The organism is Lacticigenium naphthae DSM 19658, assembly GCF_000425865.1.
Taxonomy (GTDB): Bacteria; Bacillota; Bacilli; order Lactobacillales; family Carnobacteriaceae_A; genus Lacticigenium; species Lacticigenium naphthae.
The window spans coordinates 37,144-61,553 of the sequence record NZ_AUEG01000003.1; the positions used below are offsets into that span (position 1 = coordinate 37,144).

Here is a 24,410-nt window from a genome sequence, read left to right on the forward strand (position 1 = left end):
GACTCCTTATAGGGTCAAATTATTTTCTCAAAGCATTTTTCCTATTCATCGTCCATCCAGGGTGTTGTTAGGGAAACAGCTTGGTTAAACTCAGTATAGAATGATTTATCTTCTGAGCGTTTTGCTTTCCTTTTTTCATATCCACTACACACCATTTTTTCTTCTGCAGTCTGGGGAATAACTAAAGGAAGTTTTTCTCCCTCTCCATACCCGGCTACGCGAACAAATGTCAAAAAGCTTGTCGCTGCTAAATAGCGTTCACCGGTATCCAGATCTTCTCCCATTACTTTTGCAAAAACTTCCATAGATTGTGAACCCACTCCAGATACGAAGGTTTCTACACAAACAGAATGATTAGAATAAATGGGATGCAAGAAATCTAATTTATCCATTGACGCTGTAACAATTTCGCCTCTCCCATGCCGAGCAGCAGATATCGATGCTGTATCATCTATAAAACTCATCAGTTTTCCACCAAAAAGAGTTTTATGGTGATTCAAGTCATACGGAAAAACACGATGTGTTTGAATGACTTTAGATTCTTTACATAATTTTTTATTCCGTATCAATCTCTTCACTTCTTTCCTTATCACTTTTTCTTTTTTATCTCGTTAGGCTGTAGTAATAACTTCATGAATAAGCGTTAGCGGTTCAGCTGACTCAGCAATTGTGATGTTGTTTACTATTTTTTGTTCTACCTCTTGAACGTTTTTATGATTACTATGGATCATTGCCAACGTATCGCCTGATTTCACACTGTCCCCAACTTTTTTCATCAATACGATCCCCACTGCCAAATCGATTTCACTCTCTTTTGTTTCACGACCAGCTCCAAGCATCATAGAAGCAATTCCCAATTCATCCGCAACAATTTCAGCAACTTTCCCAGATTGAGTTGCTTTTACAGGGATTTGGTATTCAGCTTGTGCCATAATTTCTGGATGATCGACCACTTCCGGATCCCCACCTTGTGCAGCTAGAAATACTTTGAATTTTTCCAAGGCTTTTCCATTGCGAATATTCTCTTCAAGTAAGACACGTGCTTCTTCTAAGTCTTCTCCTATACCAGCTAGATGAGCCATTTGACTACCCAGAACTAGACAAAGTTCCGTTAAGTCTTCTGGACCATTGCCTTTGAGAGTATCAATGGCTTCTTTTACTTCAAGAGCGTTCCCGATTGCATAACCTAAGGGCTGGCTCATATCTGAAATAACAGCCATCGTTTGACGACCTACTTGGTTTCCGATTCTAACCATAGCGGTTGCTAGTTCTCTGGCATCTTCTATATTTTTCATAAATGCTCCTGCACCTATTTTAACATCTAAAACAATAGCATCAGCACCTGAAGCAATTTTTTTGCTCATAATTGAACTAGCGATCAATGGAATCGATTCAACTGTAGATGTCACATCGCGTAAAGCATATAATTTTTTGTCAGCAGGTGTTAGATTACCTGTCTGTCCTACAACAGCAGCCTTATTTTCATTAACTAATCGAATAAAGTCTTTTTGATCGATCTCAACATTGAAACCAGGGACAGCTTCTAATTTATCGATCGTTCCTCCTGTATGCCCAAGACCACGACCGCTCATTTTAGCAACGGGTACCCCCAAACTTGCTACTAGTGGTGCGAGAACCAGTGTTGTTGTATCTCCAACACCTCCAGTAGAATGTTTATCCACCTTGACTCCTTCGATTGCTGATAAATCGATTTGATCGCCTGATTCGACCATAGCCATCGTTAAAGCTGATCTTTCTCCATCTGTCATGTCATTGAAGTAAATAGCCATCAAAAATGCACTCACCTGATAATCTGGAATGGAGTCATTTGTATAGCCTTCAACGATCCATCTGATTTCTTTTTCAGTCAACGATTGATTGTGCTGTTTTTTTGCAATTAAATCTGTCATACGCATACCTTTTTTCCTCCTTTAAACAATTGTTTTCATTCTTATCTTATCATATTTTGTTATGAAAACCGTTTCCATTTAAATATATTCTCACAATTCTCTCATAGAATCCCTTTTCTCTGTTTAGACTATAAGATTTATAAAATCAATGGTAAAATGAAAGAAATACTAAAAGGAGGATTTTGTATGACAAGCAAAAAATTAGATGCATTCCTATCGAAAAACTTGAAAGAGTTACGTGAACAAGGTCTGTATAATGAAATCGATGTAATAGAAGGTCCCAATGGTCCGATCATTACGATTGAAGGCAAAGAACTGATTAATATGTCTTCAAACAATTATTTGGGCTTTGCAAATGATGAACGTCTAAAAGAAAAAGCAAATGAAGCTACCAACCGATACGGTGTGGGTGCTGGAGCTGTGCGCACTATTAATGGAACACAAACGATTCATGAGGAATTAGAAGAAAAGTTGGCCCAATTCAAACACACTGAAGCAGCGGTAGCTTTTCAATCTGGTTTCAACTGTAATATGGGAGCTATCTCGGCAGTCATGAATAAAAATGATGCCATATTATCAGATGAATTAAATCATGCTTCCATTATTGATGGTTGCCGTTTATCCGGTGCTAAGGTCATTAGAATAAACCATCAAGACATGGATGACTTACGTACAAAAGCAAAAGAAGCTACTGAAAGTGGTCAATATGAAAAAATCATGTACATCACAGACGGCGTCTTTTCAATGGATGGGGACGTTGCAAAGTTACCTGAAATTGTAGAAATTGCTGAAGAATTTGATTTGATCACCTATGTTGATGACGCACACGGTTCTGGCGTAATGGGCAAAGGTGCTGGAACAGTCAAACATTTTGATTTATCAGACAAAGTTGATTTCCAAATGGGAACATTATCCAAAGCTGTAGGTGTTGTCGGAGGATACGTTGCCGGCAAAAAAGAATTAATAGATTGGCTAAAGGTACGTGCGCGTCCATTCTTGTTTTCAACATCCCTCACTCCTGGAGCTGCAGCGGCCTGTAAAGAAGCACTTGAAATCATGATGAACAGCACGAAGGAAAATGAAACATTATGGGAAAATAGTGACTATCTGAAAAAAGGATTAAAAGAGTTAGGTTTTGATATTGGCCATTCTCAAACTCCTATCACTCCTTGTATCATAGGAGACGAGAATTTGACACAAAAATTCTCGAAAAGATTAAAAGAAGAGGGAGTCTACGCGAAGTCTATTGTTTTCCCGACTGTTCCTAGAGGTACAGGACGAGTAAGAAATATGCCTTCCGCTGCGCATACGATTGAAATGTTGGATACTGTATTAGAAGTATATAAAAAAGTAGGAAAAGAATTAGCTGTCATAAAATAAATGAACAATAGTTGGCAGAGAAAGAGACTCCATGAATTCTCTTCTTTGTATTTTTCATGACGCTAAGGAATAGTCGCTTCTTAAAATAAAATTCGGAGGATTTTTTGTGAAAAAAATATTGATTACTGGTGCTTTAGGACAAATTGGTTCAGAGCTTACCTTAGAGTTACGTAATAAGTATGGAAAAGAAAATGTTGTTGCTACTGATATAAGAAAACCAGAAGATTCAATAGTTGTGAACAATGGGATTTTCGAGATCCTAGATGTGACAGATGCTAACCGAATGAAAGAGCTTGTAGAAACATACAAAGTAGATACACTCATTCATCTGGCTGCCTTACTTTCTGCTGTTGCAGAGGAAAAACCTCAACTAGCATGGAACCTAAATATGGGCGGATTGTTGAACGCTTTGGAAATTGCCAGAGAATTTGATTTGAAGTTTTTCACGCCTAGTTCAATCGGTGCTTTTGGACCTGAGACACCAAAAGATCAGACTCCTCAACTGACGATTCAACGTCCAACGACAATGTACGGTGTTACAAAAGTAAGTGGAGAGTTATTAGGTGACTATTATCATCACAAATTTGGAGTAGACACCCGCAGCGTCCGTTTCCCAGGTCTCATTTCATACGAAACTCTTCCTGGTGGCGGCACGACTGATTATGCTGTAGATATTTATTATGAAGCATTACGTCATAAATCCTATACTTCTTTTATTGGTAAAGGAACTTATATGGATATGATGTATATGCCCGATGCCGTCGAGCTAATTATTCAACTGATGGAAGCACCCAGTGAGCAACTGACTCAGCGTAATGCTTATAATGTCAGCGCCATGAGTGTTTCTCCAGAAGACTTTGAAAAAGCGATTCAAAAACATATTCCTGAATTTATTTTAGAATATGATGTAGATCCAGTCAGACAAGGCATAGCAGATTCTTGGCCAAATGCCATCGATACGAGTGTCGCCCAAAGAGAATGGAATTTCTCTCCTTCTTATAATTTAGAAAAAATGACTGACGATATGTTGACTCAGTTAAATAAAAAAGGAATTTCAGAGAATATTAAAAGCGGGACAAATCAGCAGTGAACACTATAAAAAAAGCGCAGAAGAGATTTTCTTTTCTGCGTTTTTTTGTTCACCTATTCACTTCTTTAATCACTGGGCCCTCATTTGTCCCTACAATCACTTTTGTTACACAATCTAAAAACAAACCATGCTCGACCACACCAGTCAATGAATCTAACCAAGCAGCTAATCCTCTTGGATCCTCAATTGTTTCCAAATGCAAATCGATTATAAAATTGCCTGAATCGGTTAAATATTTTCCCTCATTTTCGTCTTTTCTAAAAGTAGGATTCATCCCCTTGGTTTCGAAGAGACGATACAATTGACCAGCCCCAAATTTGACTATTTCAACGGGTAATGGAAATGCACCCAATTTTGTGACAAGCTTACTATCATCCACGATCCAAATCACTTCTTTAGATAGGTTAGCTACCATTTTTTCAAATAAATGTGCTCCTCCGCCCCCTTTGATGCCTTGGAAATCAGCTGATATCTCATCTGCTCCATCGATCGTTAAATCGATAGACTCTACTTCATCGATGTCTTTTAAAGGTATGCCCAGTTCTTTTGCATGGTCAGAAGTGCGATATGAAGTTGTTACTCCAACAATAGATAGTCCTTCTTCTTTTACCCTTTTTCCGATCGCTTCGACCATATAATATGCAGTCGAGCCCGTTCCCAATCCGACTACCATACCGTCCTCAACAAATTCAGCTGCTTTGTATCCTACCATTTTTTTCAGTTCCACTTCTCATCTTCCTCTCTTCTCTCTTTTGTCCTCTCCAGTTTATCATATTCAGAACGAAAGATAGCCTATCAATTACAATTTAGAATTAAAAAAAGACACCTGTAAAAGATGTCTTCGATCACTTTATTGCATTTTGAATTCTAAGAATAAATCATTATATATCCCTAAATATTTCGGTCCTAAATCTTCATATACTTCCAAATTACCTATTTTCTCTTCTCCAGGATAGAATTGTTCATCCGCAATCGTTTCTTCTGGAAGAAGTTCCATTGCTGATTGATTGGGAGTAGAGTATCCAATATAGTCTGCATTTTGAGCCGCTATTTCTGGATCTAACATAAAGTTAATAAACGCATATGCTGCATCTATATTTTGAGCAGTCTGGGGAATTACAAAATTGTCAAACCATAAGTTCGATCCTTCTTCTGGAAGAATGTATTTGATCGCTTCATTTTCCCACATCATGTCGGCTGCTTCACCAGAGAATGTGACAGCGATAGCTGCTTCTTCTTGAATCATATACATTTTAATTTCATCGGCCACTACTGCTTTAACATTGTCTGCAAGGGCATTGAGATCTTTAGTAGCTACCGCTAATTCTGCATCTGAAGTAGAATTCAAAGAATAGCCATTTTTTTGTAGTGCCAAACCAATGACTTCTCTTGCTCCATCGATCAGCAGGATACTTTCTTCGTATTGAGGGTCCCACAAATCTGCCCAAGTATTCATTTCATCTCCATCAACTAAATTTTCATTGTAAACAATTCCTAACGTACCCCAGAAATAAGGAATGGAATACTGATTGTCCGGATCAAAAGGCTGATCTAAAAATTTAGGAACTAAGTGATCTAATCCTTCAATTTTCGAATGATCTATTTCTATCAATAGTTCTTCATCCCGCATCCTCTCGACCATGTACTCACTTGGAACAGCTAAATCATAAGCCGTTCCCCCCTGTTGAACTTTAGTATACATTGCTTCATTAGAATCAAAGGTTTCATAAACAACATGATACCCTGTTTCCTCTTCAAATTGAGTAAGCAGATCCGGGTCTATATAATCCCCCCAATTATATAGATTGAGTGTATTGTTGCCTGTAATTCCTTGAGAACGATCTAATTGAATGGAACCGATATATAATCCAACAACAGCGAGTAAGACGACAATGAGTAACCCAGTTAATTTTTTCATCGCGTTGACACCACCCGTGCTTGATTTTTAGTCAGCAATTTTTTTGATTGTTGATTTCGTTGAATAAAATAATAACCGATCACTAAGAATAAGGCAACCAAGAATAAGAGTGTACTCAATGCATTGATTTCTAAGCTGACTCCTTGCCTTGCTCTGGAGTAGATTTCAACAGATAATGTTGAAAATCCATTACCTGTGACAAAGAAGGTCACTGCAAAATCATCAAGAGAATATGTGAAAGCCATGAAAAATCCCGCTAAAATACCAGGAGTAATGCTAGGTAAGATGATTTTCGTTAGTACTTGCCACGAATTCGCGCCCAAATCTCTAGCAGCTGTAATCATCGCATCATTCATTTCTTGTAATTTTGGCAGTACCATTAAGACAACGATGGGGATACTAAAAGCGATATGAGAAAGAAGAACCGAAAGAAACCCCAGACGAAACCCGACAACTGTGAATAGAATCAGAAAACTTGCACCAATAATTACATCTGGAGAAACTAACAAGATATTATTCATGCTCAGCAAAGCTTGTTGGGCTTTATATTTTCTTACAAAGTAAATTCCAATTGCCCCTAATGTTCCAATCGTCGTCGCGAATAATGAAGACAAGAGCGCTATACGTAAGGTATCCAGTGCAATTCGAATAAGGCGTGTGTCTTCAAAAACAGCACCATAGTGTTCCCAAGTGAACCCTGTAAACTCATTCATCGTCCCACCCTCATTAAAAGAGTAGAAAATCAAATACAAGATTGGGGCATAGAGCAAGAAAAACACTAAAAGCAAGTACAAGTTGCTAAGTTTAAGTGACTTTTTTTTCATTCTTTATGCCTCCCTTTCTTTTTTTCTCTCGTGATACGCATTGTAATAAACATAGCTACGATTAGAACTACACCTATCGTAGAACCCATTCCCCAGTTTTGAGTCACTAAGAAATGCTGTTCAATAGCAGTTCCCAAGGTTATCACCCGATTCCCTCCGATTAATCGTGTCAACATAAAGAGAGAGAGAGAAGGAATAAAGACTGCCTGGACGCCACTTCTTACCCCACTCATTGATAAAGGGAATATAATTCTCCTAAATGTTTCCCATTGATTTGCACCGAGATCTTTACTCGCACTAATGTAGGAAGGAGAGATTTCGTCAATTGCATTAAAAATGGGTAAAATCATAAAAGGAATTTCTATATACGTAGCTACAAAAAGAAAACTAAGATTTGTAAAGAGTAATTGTTGTCTCCCTATTCCAACAAATGCTAGAAATTCATTTATACTTCCGTCCTGACTTAATAAACCGATAAACGCATATGCCTTTAAAAGTATATTGATCCAAGTCGGTAGTATTAACAGCAGCAACCATAATTGTTTATTTTTTGCCTGTGTTAAAAAATAGGCTGTTGGATAGCTAATTAAAAATGTGAATACAGTAATCAATAAAGCAAAAACAATCGAATTCAGTGTCATACTTAAATAGGTGCTCGAAGTAAAATAAGTAATAAAGTTTTCAAGAGTAAACTCCCCTTGAATATTAAAAAATGATTGATACACAATCAAGGCCATCGGGATAAAAACAAAAAATCCAAGCCATAGCGTATAGGGGATAAAAAAATATTTTCTTGCCTGTCTGTTCATTACCGATTCCCCTCTTCTGTATACGCCTCTATCCGTTCATCGAATTCTTTCTCCGTTTCGCCGATTCTCATAATGTGCATATCATAAGATTCAAATTGCAAGGCAACCTGCTTACCTACTTCTGCTTTATGCGTAGAGTGGACCATCCATTCATTGCCTTCTGCATCGTAAGCAATAATTTCATAGTGAACACCTCTAAACAATTGGGTATCTATTTTAACATTGATGCACCCTTTATTTTCGGGAACAAGAACCAAATCTTCTGGACGAATAGCTACATCCACCACTTCTTCAGGCTTCATTCCTCCATCAACACATTCAAAGACATTTCCACCAAATGCTACACGATAGTCTTCTACCATTTGTCCTTTCAATATATTGCTTTCTCCAATAAAGTCGGCTACATACCGATTAATTGGTTCGTCATAGATATCGACTGGGGTCCCACTTTGAACAATTTCTCCTGCTTTCATAACAAAAATTTCGTCACTCATTGCCAGTGCTTCTTCTTGGTCATGGGTGACATATATAAAAGTAATCCCCAAGCGTTGTTGTAATTCCCGAAGTTCATATTGCATATCTGTACGTAATTTTAAATCAAGTGCAGAAAGAGGCTCATCCAGAAGAAGAACATCCGGTTCATTAATCAAAGCTCGAGCAATGGCAACACGTTGTCTCTGGCCACCGGACATTTCAACTATTTCGCGTGTTTCATAATTTTCTAACTGTACCATTCTCAAAGCTTCTTTTACTTTTTCCTTCACTTTGTTTTTATCCATTTTCTTGATTTTTAATCCAAACGCTACATTTTCGAAAACATTCATATGTGGAAAAAGTGCATAATCTTGAAACACAGTATTGATTTTGCGTTTATTTGGGGGTAAATTTTCAGCACTTTTTTGATTTAATTTAACTTCACCTTGAGTAGTATCAGTAAAACCCGCAATAATATTTAAAATAGTGGACTTTCCACAGCCAGAAGGTCCGAGTAAAGTATAGAACAATCCTTTTTCAATAGAAAAATTAATATTTTTTAAGACAGTTTCTTCGCCATATTTTTTTGTCACTTCTTTAAACTCAATAATTGCTTGACTCATGTATGACACTCCTTTTTATAAATACGAATGGGTGACAACCAACAATATTTTGCTTTTTTTATCAACACTATTTCTTAATTGATGTTCTTGATTCGCTTGAAAATAAAAAGTATTCCCCGTTTCGACTTTCCATTTTTCAGTTCCTAAAACTACTTCTATCGCCCCTTGAAGAACATAGCCAAAACTTTCCGATCGAGAAGGTGGGTACTTTTTCATAGAGCCTTGTTCATTTAATTCAATTAAAACAGGTTCCATTTCTTTTTCTGCTGATTCAGGTATTAGCCATTGAATCTGATAACCGCGTTCGTTATCTTCGAAAAACAACGCATCCTTCGCTTCATAGACTATCCGTTGCTTTTTGTCTTCTTCAAAAAATTCTCCTGGTGTTGTGCCTAATACTTCGAGGACATCAAAAAAAACTTCCATCGAAGGAACACTGATATCTCTTTCCATTTGAGAGATAAAACCCTTAGTTACATCTGTACGTTCCGCTAATTCTTCCTGTGTTAAATTGTTTTTCAAACGCAAATTTTTTATACGTGCTCCGATTTTCATAAAATCTCCTTCAACACTCCATTTGTTTACATATACTAATTAATAAGTTTAGTATAACAATTTAATTATACGGTTTTTCACCATATTTGCAATAAAAAAACGAAACAAAATGAATGGTTCATTCATTTTGTTTCGTTTTTTGTTCACACTACCATTGGATGTTAAAATGAATAACAGCTTTAAAAACATTACCAACTCTCATCGTCTAGCTTAGTTCTTCCCCAATGATTTTTACTTCTGTTTCCAATTGCACTTGATTATTTTCCCAAATAACTTTTTTGATATGAGCGATCAAATTCACATAATCTGTAGCCGTTGCAGCATTGACATTCACAATAAACCCTGCATGTTTGGTAGAGACTTGCGCCCCTCCCCAAGTAAATCCTTGTAAACCTGCCTCTTGAATCAGTTTACCGGTGAAATAGCCTGTGGGTCTTTTGAACACACTCCCACAAGAAGGATATTCTAACGGCTGTTTAGCTGTTCTCAACTCCGTTAACTCATCCATTTTTTCTTTCATTTCGTTTTCGTTACCTTCCTCCAACTCAAAAGTAACTTCTAAAACTATATCGTTTGATTCTTGCAAAATACTATGTCGATAATCAAAATCGAGATCTTTGTTTTTCAACTGTTTTACTTCGCCTTCACGCGTTATTACTTCTATTGTTTTAATGACCGATTGAACTTCTCCACCATAAGCACCTGCGTTCATATAGACAGCTCCACCGACACTTCCGGGAATACCACAGGCAAATTCTAATCCCGTTAAATGGGAATCTAAAGCGCGTTTGGAAACCTCGATCAGTGCAGCTCCAGCTTGCGCAACGATTTTCCCTTCTTCTACTTTAATTTGATCCATTTCCGTCAAGATAATGACGACACCGCGAATTCCACCATCTCTTACTATTAGGTTACTCGCATTGCCCAATACAGTTAGCGGATAATCTTCTGCATGAATCCACCGGACGATTTCATTTATTTCTTCTTTGGAACGAGGAAATACTAAAGCATCTGCGGGCCCACCCGTTTCCGTGTAAGTATACAAAGACAATGGTTCGTCTATTTTGATCAATGAATCTGGAAATTGTTTTTTCATTTTTTCACTATTTATCATTACAATGCGTTCCCCTCAATGATTCCTTTTATATTATCTGATTTCTGCAGTGTTTTCTCCCTCAAATCATACCGAAACTCACACTGTTTGGCAAATTCCACACCCAATCGTAAGAATTTGTTCATAAAATAACGCTCAAATGCATCAACGTATCTCAACTACATGCGGTTGAGTGAACAAACTGATACTCCAACCTAAAAGTAACCCTACTGATGCGGGGACGATCCACCCCATGCCTACTTCAAAAAGAGGGATCCACTCATTAAACCATTCAATAACAATTTGGACCAATGGGATTTGTTGCAGAACCTCCGGGGAAGCTTTCAAAAAATCGACTATACTGATAGGTAAAGTAAATATGGTCGTCAACAAATAAACGATCTGTCTATTTTTAAATAGCGGAGAAACAATGGCAAGGACGATGAGCGTAATCGCTAATGGATACAAAAACATTAATACAGGAATAGATAGCGCTATAATATTATTTAGTCCGATATTGGCTACAAGAAAAGAAATCCCTCCAAATAGAACGACGTATGTTTTATACGAAAAAGACTGGGGGAACATTTCTCTAAAAATTTCTGCACAGGCAGTAATTAACCCTATAGCTGTTTTTAGACACGCCAATGTTACGGTCATGGCTAGCAGGAAACTTCCAAAGCCTCCAAAGTAATAATATGAAATCTGCGCCAATGCAACGCCCCCATTATCTGCGATTCCTAAAGCATTTACACTCATCGCTCCTATGAAAGCCAACACTGCATAAATGACGGCCATCAATAAAATACTAATAAATCCTGATTTTATAGTGTCCTTAGCTATTTCTGTAGGTTTAGTAATGCCTAAATCTTTTATGGCACGGACAACAATAATACCAAATGCTAAGGCAGCCAAAGCATCCATTGTATTGTAGCCTTCAAAAAATCCTCTCATAAACGCTTGACCACTATACTCTGATGATACAGCAACATTTTCAACACTACCCATTGGATTCAAAAAAGCGGCAATCACTAGGATACTAAGAAATACCAAAAATAAGGGGTTCAAAACTTTTCCAATATAAACCATTATCTTTGAGGGATTGAGCGAAAAGAATAAGGCAATCAAATAAAACAAGAAGGAAAAAATGCCTAATGCAAGAAGTTGATTAGAATCTGAAATACTCGAAGAAAGACCGACTTCATAAGATACGGTACTTAAACGAGGTAAAGCGAAAAAAGGACCAATGGTTAGATACAATAATACCGTCAACATATAACCGTATAAGGGATGAACCCGACTAGCCATTTCAAACAGTCCACTACTTTTGGATACGCCAATAGCAATGACACCTAAAAAAGGCAACCCGACACCGGTAACTAAGAATCCCCAAATAGCTGGCGTGACATTTTCACCGGCTAATTGACCCATGAAAACGGGGAAAATCAAATTCCCTGCTCCGAAGAAAAGACCAAATAACATTGATCCTACAGTTAGATATGACGTCAATGACAGTTTCTTTTCAAGCATAATAAATCAGTCCTTCTCATTGTTTTTATATATATTTCTCATCATTATTCATCATTTCATCACTATTTTCAAGGGCTTTTCACAGTTTCCCTCCGATAAAACGTTTTCCCTTTCAAGCTGTAACAAACTTTTGAAATTAAAGCCTTTTCATTTGAACCCTTTTCTTGCGCTCAATCACTGAATCCTTTATACTGAGTGTAATAAATTAAATAGTGCATCGAGGGAGTAACTGACAGCAATTGCTGTGACATAGCCACCATCCGTAGTTTTTCACTACTGGTTATGTCTGAAATAGTGAGACTTGTGCAGATTGTTTAAACACAGTCAGCATAAGTCTTTTTTTTACTAATTCGAGTGGTTCAGTTGATCGATAATTATTTGTTGAATTTTGATAGTAGAGAAATATAGAGAGGATGTTACACAGTGAAAGAATACCAAAAAGAGGTTTCGACAATTTTCCAGGAGTTGGATACTTCTAAAAAGGGATTAACTAATGAAGAAGTTAAAAGGCGACAAGAAAGTGATGGATTAAATGAACTAAAACAAAAAGAGAGCACTTCTACATTAAAACTTTTTTTAAATGTGTTTAAGGATCCGATGGTTATTGTTTTACTAATCGTTGCTGTTATTCAAATAATACTAGGAGAAGCAATTGAATCACTCATAATTTTCACTGTTTTGATTATCAATGCCATATTAAGCGTGGTTCAAACAAAGAAAGCGGAGTCTTCACTCAATTCTCTGCGCGATATGTCTGCTCCTAGTGCGACCGTTATTCGAAATGGAGAAACAATCTCAGTAGATGCAAAGCAGCTTGTTAAAGGGGATATTGTCGTATTGGAAGCCGGCGACTACATTCCAGCAGACGGCCGGCTGTTCGACACAGGATCATTGCAGGTTGAAGAAGGAATGCTCACTGGGGAATCTGTTGCTTCCCAAAAAGATGAAGCACTCCTTGACGGAGAAGTCCCTCTAGGAGACAGGAAAAATATGGTCTTCAGTGGAACACTGGTCACTTACGGTCGTGGGCATTTCATTGTAACCGGAATTGCTACTGAAACAGAAATGGGTAAAGTTGCCAAGTTGATCGATGACGCAGTTGCTAAACAAACTCCACTTCAAAAGAAATTGGATGTATTTAGTAAACAACTGGGTATCGGCATTTTGCTCTTATCCGTACTGATTTTTATAATCCAAGCGGTTCGAATCTTTACCGGAGACACGGTCAATCTTCAAACTGAATTGTTAAATGCCTTTATGTTTGCTGTGGCTGTAGCTGTGGCAGCTATTCCAGAAGCCCTGCAGTCGATTGTGACCATCGTCTTATCCGTTGGGACAAGCAAGATGGCTAAAAAGCATGCGATCATTCGTAAATTACCGGCTGTTGAAACATTAGGCTCCACCAGCGTTATTTGTACGGACAAAACAGGTACGCTTACCCAAAACAAAATGACCGTTGTTGATTATTATTTAGCCAATGGACAAACAGGAGATTTTAGTAATTCACCTTCTGATTGGTCAGTTGATGAAAGAAGATTGATTCAAATCGGTGTGTTGGCAAATGACTCTTCTATTACTGAAGATGGCGAAGAAAGTGGCGATCCTACCGAAGTGGCCATGATCGCTTACAGCAACAAAATGAATAAACCGTATACAGAAATTAGGAAAGAAAACCCTAGAAAAGCTGAATTGCCCTTCGACTCAGATAGGAAATTGATGTCCACTGTGCATAAAATCGAGGGCGAGACTTTATTATTAACTAAAGGTGGACCAGATATTATATTTGATCGTTGCTCGCAAATTCTAATCGATGGCGAAGTCAAAGAAATGACAGAGAAACATTTAGAACAATTAAAAGAACAAAATGAAACTTTTTCAGATCAAGCTCTGCGCGTGTTAGCTTTTGCATATAAACCATTGCCTGATTTCTCTAATGAAGATGAACTAGAGTTTGATGCAGAGAATGGACTCATCTTTGCAGGTTTAATGGCTATGATCGATCCTCCTCGCGAAGCTGTTTATGGTGCTATTGAGGAAGCAAAAGCAGCCGGGATCAAAACAGTTATGATAACAGGTGATCATAAAACGACTGCACGTGCGATTGCCAAGGACTTGAAGATATTCGAAGATGGCGACCTGTCATTTACAGGGCAAGAACTTGATGAATTAAGTGATACAGAATTATTTGAAAAATTGGAACATATTTCTGTTTATGCTCGCGTAACACCGGAAAATAAAATCAGAATAGTCAAAGCTTGGCAAGAAAAAGGTAAAGTTTCCGCTATGACTGGCGACGGAGTAAACGATGCCCCAGCTCTTAAACAAGCCGACATTGGTATTGCTATGGGAAGCGGAACAGATGTTGCCAAAGATGCTGCTGCAATGGTCTTAACAGATGATAACTTTGTATCGATCATCAGTGCTGTTGAAGTTGGTAGAAATGTCTACAATAATATAAAAAAGGCTATTGCCTATCTCTTCTCAGGTAATTTAGGTGCTGTCATTGCAATCATATTTGCTTTAGTAGTCAACTGGGTAAGCCCATTCACAGCACTTCAACTTCTCTTTATAAACTTAGTCAATGATTCTATTCCCGCTATCGCGCTCGGAATGGAACCAGGCGAACCAAATATTATGGAACAAAAGCCTCGTGACCCAAATGAAGGGATATTCTCAGGTGGGACTTTAGTCTCCGTAATATTTAGAGGAACAATAATTGGTATTGCCGTAATTATTTCTCAATATATCGGACTTTCCTATTCGGATGAAATGAGTATTGCAATGGCCTTTACAACTCTTATCTTGTCTCGTACTTTGCAGGTATTCCCCGCACGTTCGAATAGTCAGACTTCTATTGGAGCAGGGTTCTTCAAAAATAAATATGTAATAATGGCGTTTGTTACCTGTATGGGACTTTACGGTATTACTGTATTACCCGGAGTCCGTAGTATCTTTAGTATCCCAAGCGACTTTGGATGGGATCAATGGTTGATTGCTGCCGGATTAGCTTTAGGTGCAGTTGTACTGATTGAACTTAGAAAAGTTGTCTTCCCTCCAAAAACTAACAAATAGACTGCATCAAGTAATAATCAAATTTGAGGAGAGTGGGACAAAAAACGTTCAGACCCGAATAGAGCTCCGCATACTCTATCCGTAAGCCACTAAAGTGTCAACGGATACAACAACTGGAGCGAACACTCTTCGATAGTCATAGACTATCGAAGAGTGTTCGTGAAGTGGATGTCGGGTCTGTTTTTTGGAGCACGTTTTAGAAAGTAACGTTTGGAAAATAATTAGAGGCTGGGACTTTTGTCCCAGCCTCCTTTCCTACGTTTAGTCAAGTCAAAAGATTAGGATATTACTTTTTTTTTCAATCAATTCTTGTTATAATTGTAAACAGAATGTACGTTCGGAGGGATGACATGGATTTTGTAGCGATAGATTTTGAAACGGCAAATAGAGAACGACATAGTGCCTGTTCCCTAGCATTAACCATTGTGAAGAATAGTGAAATTGTAGGTGAATATTATTCATTAATAAAACCGCCCACTTTTTTTGACAGACAAAATATTCGGATACACGGAATACAAGAAGAAGACGTCCAGTTTTCACCTATTTTTCCTGAAGTATGGCAAGATATTCGTGAATATTTCACTCCCAATCAATTGATTGTAGCGCATAACCTACCTTTCGATAGAGGCGTTTTAAATAAAACTCTAGCCTATTATGATATAGAAACTCCTCACTTCCAAACACTTTGTTCTGTACAAGCAAGCAGAAAATTATTAAAAGAATTGCCTAATCATAAATTAAATACTGTCTCTTCCCATCTGAACATTCCGCTCAAGAGACACCACCATGCTTTAGATGATAGTTTAGCAAGCGCTGGGATCATTCTTCGTTTAGAAGAGCAATATGGAACTACACCATTCAGACCATTGATTAAATTTTACTAAGATTTAAATTAGATAATATACATAAACGAGTTGGTTTCACAACCTTCGTTTGTGTATTTTTTTTATTTTTATGTATAAAATACACAAATGACTTTTTCCTTTTTTTGTATTTCCAAGACAAATATATAGTAAAACAAGAGATTTTTTGGGTGCAAATGCTGGTTTGATTTTTAAATTAAAGATGTAACCGTTTGTATAGTTATTGTTTGCAGTGTATAAAAATTTGCTGTATCATTTTAAGAGAATACTAATCTTAAGGAGGAACAACTGATGAAAATCAAAAAAGAAAAGGTGTTCCCGTTTATAATTGCATTTATTTTTTCTCTTTTTATAAGCGGTGCATTCTCACAAACGGTTCAAGCCGAAAAAGGAGATGAAAATGATCCCTATTTGATTACTACAGATGTTACCTATGCTCCTTTCGAGTTTCAGAATGATGAAGGCGAATATATAGGTATCGATGTAGAAATTTTGGCTGCTATTGCTGAAGATCAAGGGTTTTATTACGAATTGCGTCCGATGAACTTTAGTGCTGGGTTGCAAGCTTTAGAATCAAATCAAGTAGACGGTATGATTGCCGCAATGAGTATCACACCAGAAAGAGAAGAATCATTTGATTTTTCAAATCCCTACTTCGAAGCTGGTCCGGTATTAGCCGTACGTGAAGATAATGAAGAAATTACTTCCTATGACGATTTAGATGGTAAAACACTGGCTGTAAAAGTAGGTACGACCGGAGCTCAATTAGCAAATAAATTAGCTGAAGATTATGATATATCTATCAACCAATTTGAAGATTCAGCAACAATGTACGAAGACGTTGCCGCTGGACATTCAGATGGAACCATCGATGATTATCCCGTAATGGCGTTTGCCATTCAAAACGGATTATCTTTGAAGTTCCCAACTGACCCTGAACCAGGAGATGTTTATGGTTTTGCTGTAAACAAAGGTAGAAATCCAGAATTACTTGAAATGTTTAATGCTGGTTTAGCAACTATTTATGAGAATGGAACACATGAACAAATTACAAGTCAATACCTAGGCGAAGATACAGAAGTAGCCGAAGAAACGGGATTTTTTGGACTGTTAGCGGATGTGTTCCCTGATTTAATGAACGGTTTATGGCGTACACTCGTACTCACTTTTGTTGCATTTGCTATTTCCCTAGTAGCAGGTACTGTTATCGGATTGTTTAGCGCTACTCCAAGTAGAGTTCTAAATATTATTTCAGATATTTATGTAACTGTGTTGCGTGGAATACCGCTAATTGTTTTAGCATTCTTTATGTATTTCTCTGTACCTCAACTGTTCAACATTCAAATCAACGCGTTTACAGCAGGAATAGTCACGTTGAGTTTGAATACGACTGCTTATATAGCCGAACAAGTACGTGGCGGGATAGCGGCTGTTCCTGTAGGGCAACTTGAAGCTGCCCGAAGTTTAGGACTCCCTTATGCTGTGTCGATGCGGAAAGTTGTTTTACCTCAGGCAATAAAAATCATGATCCCGTCGTTGATAAACCAATTTGTCATCACACTGAAAGATACGTCTATCTTATCAATAATTGGCATAGTTGAGCTAACTCAATCTGGAAGAATCATCATAGCGAGAACATACGAATCTGGGGCAATGTGGATCATTGTCGGAGCCATATATCTCACGATCATTACTCTCTTAACCAAAGTTTCTGCAACCGTTGAAAGGAGAATCTCAAATGACTAAGTTAAAAACTATCAATTTAAAAAAGAACTTTGGGGATTTAGAAGTTCTCAAAGATATCAGCACAGAAATTTATGAGGGTGAAGTGGTTGTGATCGTAGGACCTTCAGGCTCAGGAAAAAGTACATTTCTCCGCTGTATGAATCTTTTAGAAGAGGTGACTGCTGGAAAAGTTATCATAGATGACATTGACTTGACCGATCCTTCTCAAGATATCAATGCAGTTCGAGAAAATATTGGTATGGTTTTTCAACAATTCAATTTATTTCCTCATTTAACTTCGAAAGAAAATATAATGATGGCACCAAAGTATTTACAAGATGTACCGGATGATGAAATTGAAGCTCGGGCTGATCGCCTATTGGAAACAGTCGGCATGGAAGACAAGGCCGATGCTTATCCTCGTGCTTTGTCTGGTGGACAAAAACAGCGTGTGGCTATCGCTCGAGCGTTGGCAATGGAGCCGGATATCATGTTGTTCGATGAACCTACAAGTGCATTAGACCCTGAGATGGTCGGGGATGTTTTAGAAGTCATGCAGAAGTTAGCCAAAGAAGGAATGACTATGGTCGTCGTCACCCACGAGATGGGATTTGCAAAAGAGGTCGCTGATCGTGTAATCTTCATGGACGAAGGCTATATCGTGGAAGAAGGAACCCCCGAGCAAGTATTCAACAACCCTCAAAATAAACGAACAAAAGACTTCTTGGATAAAGTATTGATTTGATAACAAGTAGAAAAGGAATTGCGATCATTCGCAATTCCTTTTCTTATTTTACTATTAACGCCATCATTATAGTATCTACATAATCAGTTTTTACTTTAACTCTTTTTTTTAAGTGACCTTCTTGTTCAAATCCTGCTTTTTCATATAAATGTAGAGCCCTTTTATTCGGTTCTTGAACCTCAACCTCTAAACGTACTAGATCACTTTCATTACTAGACCAATGTATTGCTTCTTCTACTAACGCACTGCCTAAACCGAATCCCCAATATTCTTGATCCACAACAATACCCAGCTCACCTACATGCTTCATTTCTTCTCTGTCTTGCGCACGTATCGTGACGAGACCGATAATGTCATTCTGACTAAGGGAGATAAGCAATAAATCGTTTTTTGAATGTAAAAACTGCTCAATAAACCGAACTTCTTGTTCGACAGTTATCTCTTCATCTAATGATGGAAAGATCACAAAAGAAGATTGTTCGCTCATTTTTTGGATAAAGATCAACAATTCTTTAGCATCACTCTTATCAGCTTCTTTAATCCTTATTTCAATTTCTTCTTTAGTCATTGCTCTCTTCCTTAATAAACTGTTGATAAAATCCACTTAATCGGTCTTCAAGTTCTTCCGTATTTCCTTCAATAGACAGCACGCGCATATTTGTATCCATATTGAACTTTTCAAACCGAATAGAAATATATTTTTCTGGTAATTCTGATTCAATCAAAGATGCCCATTCAATAACACTGACACCGTCTCCATCAAAATATTCTTCTAAGCCGAGTTCTTCAGCTCCTTCTTCATCAATTCGATAAACATCCATATGGTATAAAGGCAACCGCCCTCCTAGGTATTCTCTAATAATAGTATACGTAGGACTCTTGATTATCCGCGTAATACCTAAACCAGAAGCCAATCCTTTTGTGAAAGTAGTTTTACCCATCCCTAAGTCACCTTCTAGCAAAATAACATCTCCTGCTTTTAGATACAAACTTAAATGATAGGCTATTTCTTTTGTTTCCTTTTCATTCTTTACCGTGATTTTTTTCATAAGAAACTCCATTTCTATGTTGATACACAGTTTTTCCATAAAAAAGGACTCGTTTTCCAAAAGTTTTGTTTAACTTTAGAAAAAGAGCCCTCTTCATGTAACCTTCAAACGTTATAAAAAAATTTGAATTATTCGTCTTCCATTATTGCTTGATTAGCGGTAATGACGGCTGTTTTATAGACGTCTTCTTCTACAGAACCACGTGACAAATCAGAAACAGGTTTGTTTAGACCCTGTAAAATTGGCCCTACCGCTTCAAAACCACCGAAACGTTGTGCAATTTTGTAACCGATATTTCCTGATTGTAATTCAGGGAAAACAAATACTGTAGCTTCTCCAGCAACTTTAGAGCCTGGAACTTTTTGTTCAGCAACTGTTTTAACAAAAGCAGCATCGAATTGTAACTCTCCATCAAAGTCAAATTGAGGTGCCAGTTCTTGCGCAATTTTTGTTGCCTCGGCAACTTTATCCACTTCTGGTGAACTCGCTGATCCTTTTGAAGAAAAGCTAAGCAATGCAACTTTCGGTTCTATACCAAACATTTTTGCTGTTTTTGCACTTTCAACAGCAATTTCAGCTAATTCTTGTGCGTTTGGATTCACATTGATTGCACAATCTGAGAAAAGATATTTCTCTTGTCCACGACCACGCAACATGATAAACGCACCACTTGTACGACTTACACCCGGACGGGTTTTAATGATCTGTAATGCTGGACGAACTGTATCTCCCGTTGAATGAACAGCTCCACTCACAAGACCGTCGGCTTTATCCATGTACACGAGCATTGTACCGAAATAATTTTCATCTAAAAGTAACTCACGTGCTTTTTCTTCGGTAGCTTTTCCTTTACGTCGTTCAACAAAAGAATTGACCATTTCATCAAATGCATCATATGTTTTTGGATCAATAATTTCAATTCCACTTAAATCAAATCCGTGTTCTTTTGCTGATTGTTTTACTTCTACGTCATTCCCTATTAAGATTGGCACCAATAATTTCTCAGCTTTCAAGCGTACAGCTGCTCCCAATATTCTTTGATCCAACGCTTCTGGAAAAACAATCTTTATATTCTTACCATCAATTTTTTCTTTTAAACTTTCAAATAATTCCACAGTATTCCCTCCATTTTTTTATTCTTTCCTTTATTATCATAGCAATTATTTGTGCAAATGAACAGAAGAAAGTCTATTTATAACGGTTTTATTATAGAACGATAAGTTTATATTAGTTTACCATTCAATTGGTTTGTTTCCCTTATCTACGAGAAAATCATTTGTACGAGAAAAGGGTCTAGAACCAAAAAATCCACGATAAGCAGATAATGGACTTGGATGAGGAGCTCTAATAACCAGTTGTTTCTTCTCGTCAATCAATTGGACTTTTTGCTGGGCAGCTTTTCCCCATAATATAAATACAACTCCCTTTTTTTCTTCATTGAGTAGTCTAATCACTTCATCAGTCAGGACTTCCCAGCCTTTATTCTTATGAGAATGAGCATTCCCTTTTCTTACAGTGAGAACTGTATTGAGTAGTAAAACACCTTGTTTTGCCCATGGTTCAAGATTACCATCACCTGGATGAGTTATTTGACAATCTTTTTCAAGTTCTTTGTAAATATTTTTCAGAGAAGGTGGTAAAGCAGTTTTACTCGGTACTGAAAAACTTAACCCCATTGCTTGACCTGGCTGATGATAGGGATCTTGACCTAAAATTACTACTTTTACGGATGAAAAGGAAGTAAGTTCGAAAGCTTTCCAGACATTATCTTTTCTCGGATAGATCGTTTCTTGTTGATACTCTTTTTCTATATACTTCCAAAAACTTCTTTCTCTTAACTTTTCAATTGTTGGCTGCAGTCGTTCTTGCCAATCTCTAGGTAAATTAGTAAACATAGCAGATCCTTTCTTATTCTCTCTAAAATCATTTTACCCTATCCTTTCTTTTTTTCCAAAACATGGTAGACTATTCATGATAGATAACGAAGGAGGATCAGTATGATTAAATTAATTGCTTCAGATATGGACGGAACTTTGCTCGATGAACAAAGAAAACTCTCTCCAATTACAATTGAAGCCGTAAAAATTGCACAGCAAAAAGGAATCCAATTCGTTGTTGCAACAGGACGCGCCTATTCACAAGCAAAATATGTTCTAGATCAAGCGGGGATCAGTTGTCCTCTTATTACATTGAATGGTGCTCAACTATTTAATGAAGAAGGAGAACTACAATTTAGTCACCCAATAGACAAACAATTGACTCACGATTTATTAACTAACTTTCAATCCAATCAACTTTCAAGTGAATTGATGACTTCAAAAGGAATTTTTATTGAAAACAAGGAAAGATGGATCACGAAAAGGACGCAGTCCATTTATGAAAATGATCCTTCTATCCATTCATTTGAAGAAGCTACTACTGTAGTTGAAAAAATGGCTATAGATATGGAGCTCACTTTTGTTTCGAATTTCCGTTCAATATTATCAGATGTGTCTATTGATATATTGAAAGTATACGGTGAAAGTGAAGAAGGACCTCAAATTTTAAATCCGATCAAAGACAAATTATTCTTATGGGATAAACCCTTGCATATTACTTCTTCGGAATTAAATAATATTGAGATCAACCACTCCTCTGCCCAAAAAGGTATCGCGCTTAAAAGATTTGCACACTCACTAAATATTGATGCGAGTCAGACCATGAGCATTGGTGATAATTTAAATGACTTATCTATGTTAAAATGGGCTCAGTATAGCTTTGCTTTAGAAAATGGTATGCCTGAAACGAAAGAAATTGCTCGGTTTTTAACTACTACCAATCATGACCATGGTGTGGCAAAGGCCATCCACAAAATTTTAAATAATGAATTACAAGAATTACCTGTTAAAATAGTTGTTCAATAAAACTAGGAGGAATGTAGATTATGACAGTACCAAAAATAACATTGACTATTGCCGGTAACGATGCTAGCGGTGGTGCTGGAATAGCCGCCGATTTAAAAACTTTTGCAGAGTTTGGAACATATGGAATTGCTGCGCTTACGACTATTGCGACAATGGATCCTGATAATAACTGGAGACACGGCGTCACGGCTATCGATGCGCAAGTAGTTGCAGATCAATTAAAAACCGCTACAGCAGGGCCTAAAATTTCTGCATTGAAAACCGGTATGCTACCAAATGTAGCGGTCATTAATGTAATTGCAGATTCCATTAAACAAAATAATTTAGAAAATATCGTCATTGATCCTGTTATGGTATGTAAAGGGGAAGATGAAGTTCTTAACCCTGAAAATGCCGATGCATTAAGGGATGTTTTAACCCCCTTAGCAACCGTGGTTACTCCAAATCTTTTTGAGGCGGGACAATTATCTGGGTTGGGAATTATCCACGACTTAGAGACAATGAAGAATGCTGCCAAAGCAATATTTGATTTAGGAGCTAAAAATGTCGTAATCAAAGGTGGAAAAGGTTTAATAGGAGCAAAAGCTATAGACTTATTCTACGATGGCACTGAATTTACTGTTCTTGAAACGGAAAAAATCGAACCCGCTTATAACCATGGTGCAGGATGTACTTTTGCAGCAGCGGTCACTGCAGGTTTAGCCAAAGGTTTAAGCCCTAAAGAAGCCGTTGTGAAGGCAAAAGACTTTGTCACAGAAGCAATCAGTAGTGGTTTCCAATATAATCAATTTGTTGGACCTGTATTCCATAGCGGATACCGCTTGAATAGACAAGACTCTATTTAAATTTACGAGGTTACACATTAGCTTTCTTATTCGTTGATAATTATAGACGAATAAGAAAGGAGCTCAACTATGGAATATAGTCCTCAATTTTTTTCAATGATAGTAGAATTGATCGGCAATGTAGGTTTTCCAATCATTGTCTCATTCTTTTTACTTCATCGTATGGAAGCAAAATTGGATGACATGGTTAAAGTTTTACAACAACTAGCCCAAGCCATTCAAAGTCACTAGTTTAGTTCTATAGTGAAAAAGTAGTTTCTTAACTTTGTTAAGGAGCTACTTTTTTTGTAAAAAGCTCTTATATCCAGTTTTAATAAATTTTGATATAATATAGACAAACAGATGGGCTATTTAAAGGAGGTGGGAAAATGATTCGTGTCTTTATGAAACAGGAGTTTGTTTCTATGCGCAATAGAATTATTGTTAAGGATTCTTGTGGTGACGATCTTTTTCTGATCGTAGGCAAATGGGGCCGAATTGGCGACTCCCTTTCTCTTTACAATATGCACGGAGAACTTTTATTCGAGGCAAAACAAACGATTTTATCTTTATTTCCCAAATTTGAATTATTTGAAAAAAATAAAAAGGTTGGTACATTGGTCAAACGTCCTTCTCTGAGAGCTCCTTATTTCACTGTTCATCCTATGCATTGGTTGATAACAGGAAATTTTGAAGAACAACAGTATACAATCAGAGACAAAGCCAAAGTCATTACTCGAGTAGAAAAAACTTACTCTTATGTTGGCGATTTTTATTCCTTAGAAATAATTGATGAAGAGTATGCACCCATTAGCTGTATACTTGCAGTAATCATCGATCATTATTCAATTAATCGGTTGACAAACTTTATGAGAAGTCCTGTTAAAGGCTACACACTCAATGTTTATCAATCGTTCTCAAATTTCATCTCTTCTAAACGCAATACAAAAAAACATACTTCAAACTAATGAAAAAAAAGTGGCTCCCAAAAAATCGGACTAAATAGTCTCATTATTTTGGGAG

At 37.2% G+C, this 24,410-nt stretch carries 24 protein-coding genes; 10 read left to right on the forward strand and 14 right to left on the reverse strand.

Features of this window, described 5'->3' with window-relative positions; translation table 11 throughout:
• Nucleotides 1–41: 41 nt before the first annotated feature.
• Both H626_RS0104360 and H626_RS0104365 read right to left on the reverse strand, forming a co-directional pair.
• Nucleotides 42–566 (reverse strand): acyl-CoA thioesterase, encoded by a 525-nt coding sequence (locus H626_RS0104360; RefSeq protein ID WP_035618640.1) that lies wholly within the window; start codon nt 564–566, stop codon nt 42–44.
• 45 nt (nt 567–611) lie between these two features.
• Entirely contained in the window at nt 612–1,916 is a 1,305-nt protein-coding gene (locus tag H626_RS0104365; protein ID WP_027108252.1) for a pyrimidine-nucleoside phosphorylase, read from the reverse strand.
• Between the two features lie 180 nt (nt 1,917–2,096).
• On the opposite strand from H626_RS0104365, the gene H626_RS0104370 reads away from it, so the two are divergent.
• Together H626_RS0104370 and H626_RS0104375 are read left to right on the forward strand one after the other, a co-directional pair.
• A complete protein-coding gene (locus tag H626_RS0104370) occupies nt 2,097–3,290 on the forward strand; it encodes a glycine C-acetyltransferase (RefSeq protein ID WP_027108253.1) in 1,194 nt (397 codons plus the stop codon).
• A gap of 106 nt (nt 3,291–3,396) precedes the next feature.
• Nucleotides 3,397–4,380, forward strand: coding sequence for an L-threonine 3-dehydrogenase (locus tag H626_RS0104375; RefSeq protein WP_027108254.1), 984 nt, complete (start codon nt 3,397–3,399; stop codon nt 4,378–4,380).
• Nucleotides 4,381–4,429: 49 nt separating this feature from the next.
• Here H626_RS0104375 and rpiA read toward each other — a convergent pair whose 3' ends face one another.
• The 8 genes from rpiA to brnQ form a co-directional block, all read right to left on the reverse strand.
• Nucleotides 4,430–5,107 (reverse strand): ribose-5-phosphate isomerase RpiA, encoded by a 678-nt coding sequence (gene rpiA, locus H626_RS0104380; RefSeq protein ID WP_027108255.1) that lies wholly within the window; start codon nt 5,105–5,107, stop codon nt 4,430–4,432.
• 123 nt (nt 5,108–5,230) lie between these two features.
• Nucleotides 5,231–6,298 (reverse strand): ABC transporter substrate-binding protein, encoded by a 1,068-nt coding sequence (locus H626_RS0104385; RefSeq protein ID WP_027108256.1) that lies wholly within the window; start codon nt 6,296–6,298, stop codon nt 5,231–5,233.
• Complete coding sequence (locus H626_RS0104390) at nt 6,295–7,122, reverse strand: ABC transporter permease (protein ID WP_027108257.1); 828 nt, start codon at nt 7,120–7,122, stop codon at nt 6,295–6,297. The genes H626_RS0104385 and H626_RS0104390 overlap by 4 nt, the downstream gene beginning before the upstream one ends.
• Complete coding sequence (locus H626_RS0104395) at nt 7,119–7,931, reverse strand: ABC transporter permease (protein ID WP_027108258.1); 813 nt, start codon at nt 7,929–7,931, stop codon at nt 7,119–7,121. Before H626_RS0104395 ends, H626_RS0104390 begins: the two co-directional genes overlap by 4 nt.
• Nucleotides 7,931–9,028: an ABC transporter ATP-binding protein gene (locus tag H626_RS0104400; protein WP_027108259.1), complete on the reverse strand. Its 1,098-nt coding sequence runs from the start codon at nt 9,026–9,028 to the stop codon at nt 7,931–7,933. The genes H626_RS0104395 and H626_RS0104400 overlap by 1 nt, the downstream gene beginning before the upstream one ends.
• 15 nt (nt 9,029–9,043) lie before the next feature.
• Entirely contained in the window at nt 9,044–9,583 is a 540-nt protein-coding gene (locus H626_RS11435; RefSeq protein ID WP_027108260.1) for a helix-turn-helix domain-containing protein, read from the reverse strand.
• A gap of 205 nt (nt 9,584–9,788) precedes the next feature.
• A complete protein-coding gene (murB, locus tag H626_RS0104410) occupies nt 9,789–10,697 on the reverse strand; it encodes a UDP-N-acetylmuramate dehydrogenase (protein ID WP_035618599.1) in 909 nt (302 codons plus the stop codon).
• A 144-nt stretch (nt 10,698–10,841) separates the two neighbouring features.
• On the reverse strand, nt 10,842–12,206 hold the full coding sequence (brnQ, locus tag H626_RS0104420; protein ID WP_035618602.1) for a branched-chain amino acid transport system II carrier protein: 1,365 nt from the start codon (nt 12,204–12,206) through the stop codon (nt 10,842–10,844).
• 423 nt (nt 12,207–12,629) lie between these two features.
• Between brnQ and H626_RS0104425 the strand changes: the two genes are divergently transcribed.
• From H626_RS0104425 to H626_RS0104440, 4 genes are all read left to right on the forward strand, one after another.
• Nucleotides 12,630–15,278 carry a cation-translocating P-type ATPase gene (locus H626_RS0104425; RefSeq protein ID WP_027108263.1) on the forward strand — a complete coding sequence of 883 codons (2,649 nt, stop codon included), beginning with the start codon at nt 12,630–12,632 and terminating at the stop codon, nt 15,276–15,278.
• 350 nt (nt 15,279–15,628) lie between these two features.
• A complete protein-coding gene (locus tag H626_RS0104430) occupies nt 15,629–16,162 on the forward strand; it encodes a 3'-5' exonuclease (protein WP_027108264.1) in 534 nt (177 codons plus the stop codon).
• 270 nt (nt 16,163–16,432) lie between these two features.
• Entirely contained in the window at nt 16,433–17,887 is a 1,455-nt protein-coding gene (locus H626_RS0104435) for an amino acid ABC transporter substrate-binding protein/permease (protein WP_027108265.1), read from the forward strand.
• Nucleotides 17,880–18,611, forward strand: a complete 732-nt coding sequence (locus H626_RS0104440; protein ID WP_027108266.1) for an amino acid ABC transporter ATP-binding protein — start codon at nt 17,880–17,882, stop codon at nt 18,609–18,611. The genes H626_RS0104435 and H626_RS0104440 overlap by 8 nt, the downstream gene beginning before the upstream one ends.
• A 43-nt stretch (nt 18,612–18,654) precedes the next feature.
• Here the strand turns inward: H626_RS0104440 and H626_RS0104445 are convergent, their stop codons facing one another.
• The 4 genes from H626_RS0104445 to H626_RS0104460 all read right to left on the reverse strand — a co-directional run bounded on the left by H626_RS0104445 (nt 18,655) and on the right by H626_RS0104460 (nt 21,555).
• On the reverse strand, nt 18,655–19,179 hold the full coding sequence (locus tag H626_RS0104445; RefSeq protein ID WP_027108267.1) for a GNAT family N-acetyltransferase: 525 nt from the start codon (nt 19,177–19,179) through the stop codon (nt 18,655–18,657).
• Entirely contained in the window at nt 19,172–19,660 is a 489-nt protein-coding gene (gene tsaE / locus H626_RS10640) for a tRNA (adenosine(37)-N6)-threonylcarbamoyltransferase complex ATPase subunit type 1 TsaE (RefSeq protein WP_051237808.1), read from the reverse strand. The genes H626_RS0104445 and tsaE overlap by 8 nt, the downstream gene beginning before the upstream one ends.
• A gap of 128 nt (nt 19,661–19,788) precedes the next feature.
• Nucleotides 19,789–20,775, reverse strand: a complete 987-nt coding sequence (gene pta, locus H626_RS0104455; RefSeq protein ID WP_027108268.1) for a phosphate acetyltransferase — start codon at nt 20,773–20,775, stop codon at nt 19,789–19,791.
• A gap of 117 nt (nt 20,776–20,892) precedes the next feature.
• A complete protein-coding gene (locus tag H626_RS0104460; protein ID WP_027108269.1) occupies nt 20,893–21,555 on the reverse strand; it encodes a uracil-DNA glycosylase in 663 nt (220 codons plus the stop codon).
• A gap of 102 nt (nt 21,556–21,657) precedes the next feature.
• Between H626_RS0104460 and H626_RS0104465 the strand changes: the two genes are divergently transcribed.
• The 4 genes from H626_RS0104465 (at nt 21,658) to H626_RS10645 (ending at nt 24,355) form a co-directional block, all read left to right on the forward strand.
• Nucleotides 21,658–22,563: a Cof-type HAD-IIB family hydrolase gene (locus H626_RS0104465; RefSeq protein ID WP_027108270.1), complete on the forward strand. Its 906-nt coding sequence runs from the start codon at nt 21,658–21,660 to the stop codon at nt 22,561–22,563.
• 20 nt (nt 22,564–22,583) lie between these two features.
• Nucleotides 22,584–23,408, forward strand: a complete 825-nt coding sequence (thiD, locus tag H626_RS0104470; protein ID WP_027108271.1) for a bifunctional hydroxymethylpyrimidine kinase/phosphomethylpyrimidine kinase — start codon at nt 22,584–22,586, stop codon at nt 23,406–23,408.
• A gap of 69 nt (nt 23,409–23,477) precedes the next feature.
• Nucleotides 23,478–23,639, forward strand: coding sequence for a YvrJ family protein (locus H626_RS11280; protein WP_084140161.1), 162 nt, complete (start codon nt 23,478–23,480; stop codon nt 23,637–23,639).
• Nucleotides 23,640–23,776: 137 nt separating this feature from the next.
• Entirely contained in the window at nt 23,777–24,355 is a 579-nt protein-coding gene (locus tag H626_RS10645) for an LURP-one-related/scramblase family protein (protein WP_051237810.1), read from the forward strand.
• The last annotated feature ends 55 nt before the right edge of the window (nt 24,356–24,410 follow it).

Bases quoted from the DNA above. Each gene is read 5' to 3' on its own strand.
- H626_RS0104460 (WP_027108269.1), bottom strand. From the start codon at position 21,555: ATGTTTACTAATTTACCTAGAGATTGGCAAGAACGACTGCAGCCAACA.
- murB (WP_035618599.1), bottom strand. From the start codon at position 10,697: ATGATAAATAGTGAAAAAATGAAAAAACAATTTCCAGATTCATTGATC.
- brnQ (WP_035618602.1), bottom strand. From the start codon at position 12,206: ATGCTTGAAAAGAAACTGTCATTGACGTCATATCTAACTGTAGGATCA.
- H626_RS0104390 (WP_027108257.1), bottom strand. From the start codon at position 7,122: ATGAAAAAAAAGTCACTTAAACTTAGCAACTTGTACTTGCTTTTAGTG.
- H626_RS11280 (WP_084140161.1), top strand. From the start codon at position 23,478: ATGGAATATAGTCCTCAATTTTTTTCAATGATAGTAGAATTGATCGGC.
- H626_RS10645 (WP_051237810.1), top strand. From the start codon at position 23,777: ATGATTCGTGTCTTTATGAAACAGGAGTTTGTTTCTATGCGCAATAGA.
- H626_RS0104365 (WP_027108252.1), bottom strand. From the start codon at position 1,916: ATGCGTATGACAGATTTAATTGCAAAAAAACAGCACAATCAATCGTTG.
- H626_RS0104370 (WP_027108253.1), top strand. From the start codon at position 2,097: ATGACAAGCAAAAAATTAGATGCATTCCTATCGAAAAACTTGAAAGAG.
- H626_RS0104430 (WP_027108264.1), top strand. From the start codon at position 15,629: ATGGATTTTGTAGCGATAGATTTTGAAACGGCAAATAGAGAACGACAT.
- thiD (WP_027108271.1), top strand. From the start codon at position 22,584: ATGACAGTACCAAAAATAACATTGACTATTGCCGGTAACGATGCTAGC.
- tsaE (WP_051237808.1), bottom strand. From the start codon at position 19,660: ATGAAAAAAATCACGGTAAAGAATGAAAAGGAAACAAAAGAAATAGCC.
- H626_RS0104395 (WP_027108258.1), bottom strand. From the start codon at position 7,931: ATGAACAGACAGGCAAGAAAATATTTTTTTATCCCCTATACGCTATGG.
- H626_RS0104385 (WP_027108256.1), bottom strand. From the start codon at position 6,298: ATGAAAAAATTAACTGGGTTACTCATTGTCGTCTTACTCGCTGTTGTT.
- H626_RS0104445 (WP_027108267.1), bottom strand. From the start codon at position 19,179: ATGACTAAAGAAGAAATTGAAATAAGGATTAAAGAAGCTGATAAGAGT.
- H626_RS0104400 (WP_027108259.1), bottom strand. From the start codon at position 9,028: ATGAGTCAAGCAATTATTGAGTTTAAAGAAGTGACAAAAAAATATGGC.
- H626_RS11435 (WP_027108260.1), bottom strand. From the start codon at position 9,583: ATGAAAATCGGAGCACGTATAAAAAATTTGCGTTTGAAAAACAATTTA.
- H626_RS0104435 (WP_027108265.1), top strand. From the start codon at position 16,433: ATGAAAATCAAAAAAGAAAAGGTGTTCCCGTTTATAATTGCATTTATT.
- H626_RS0104465 (WP_027108270.1), top strand. From the start codon at position 21,658: ATGATTAAATTAATTGCTTCAGATATGGACGGAACTTTGCTCGATGAA.
- H626_RS0104440 (WP_027108266.1), top strand. From the start codon at position 17,880: ATGACTAAGTTAAAAACTATCAATTTAAAAAAGAACTTTGGGGATTTA.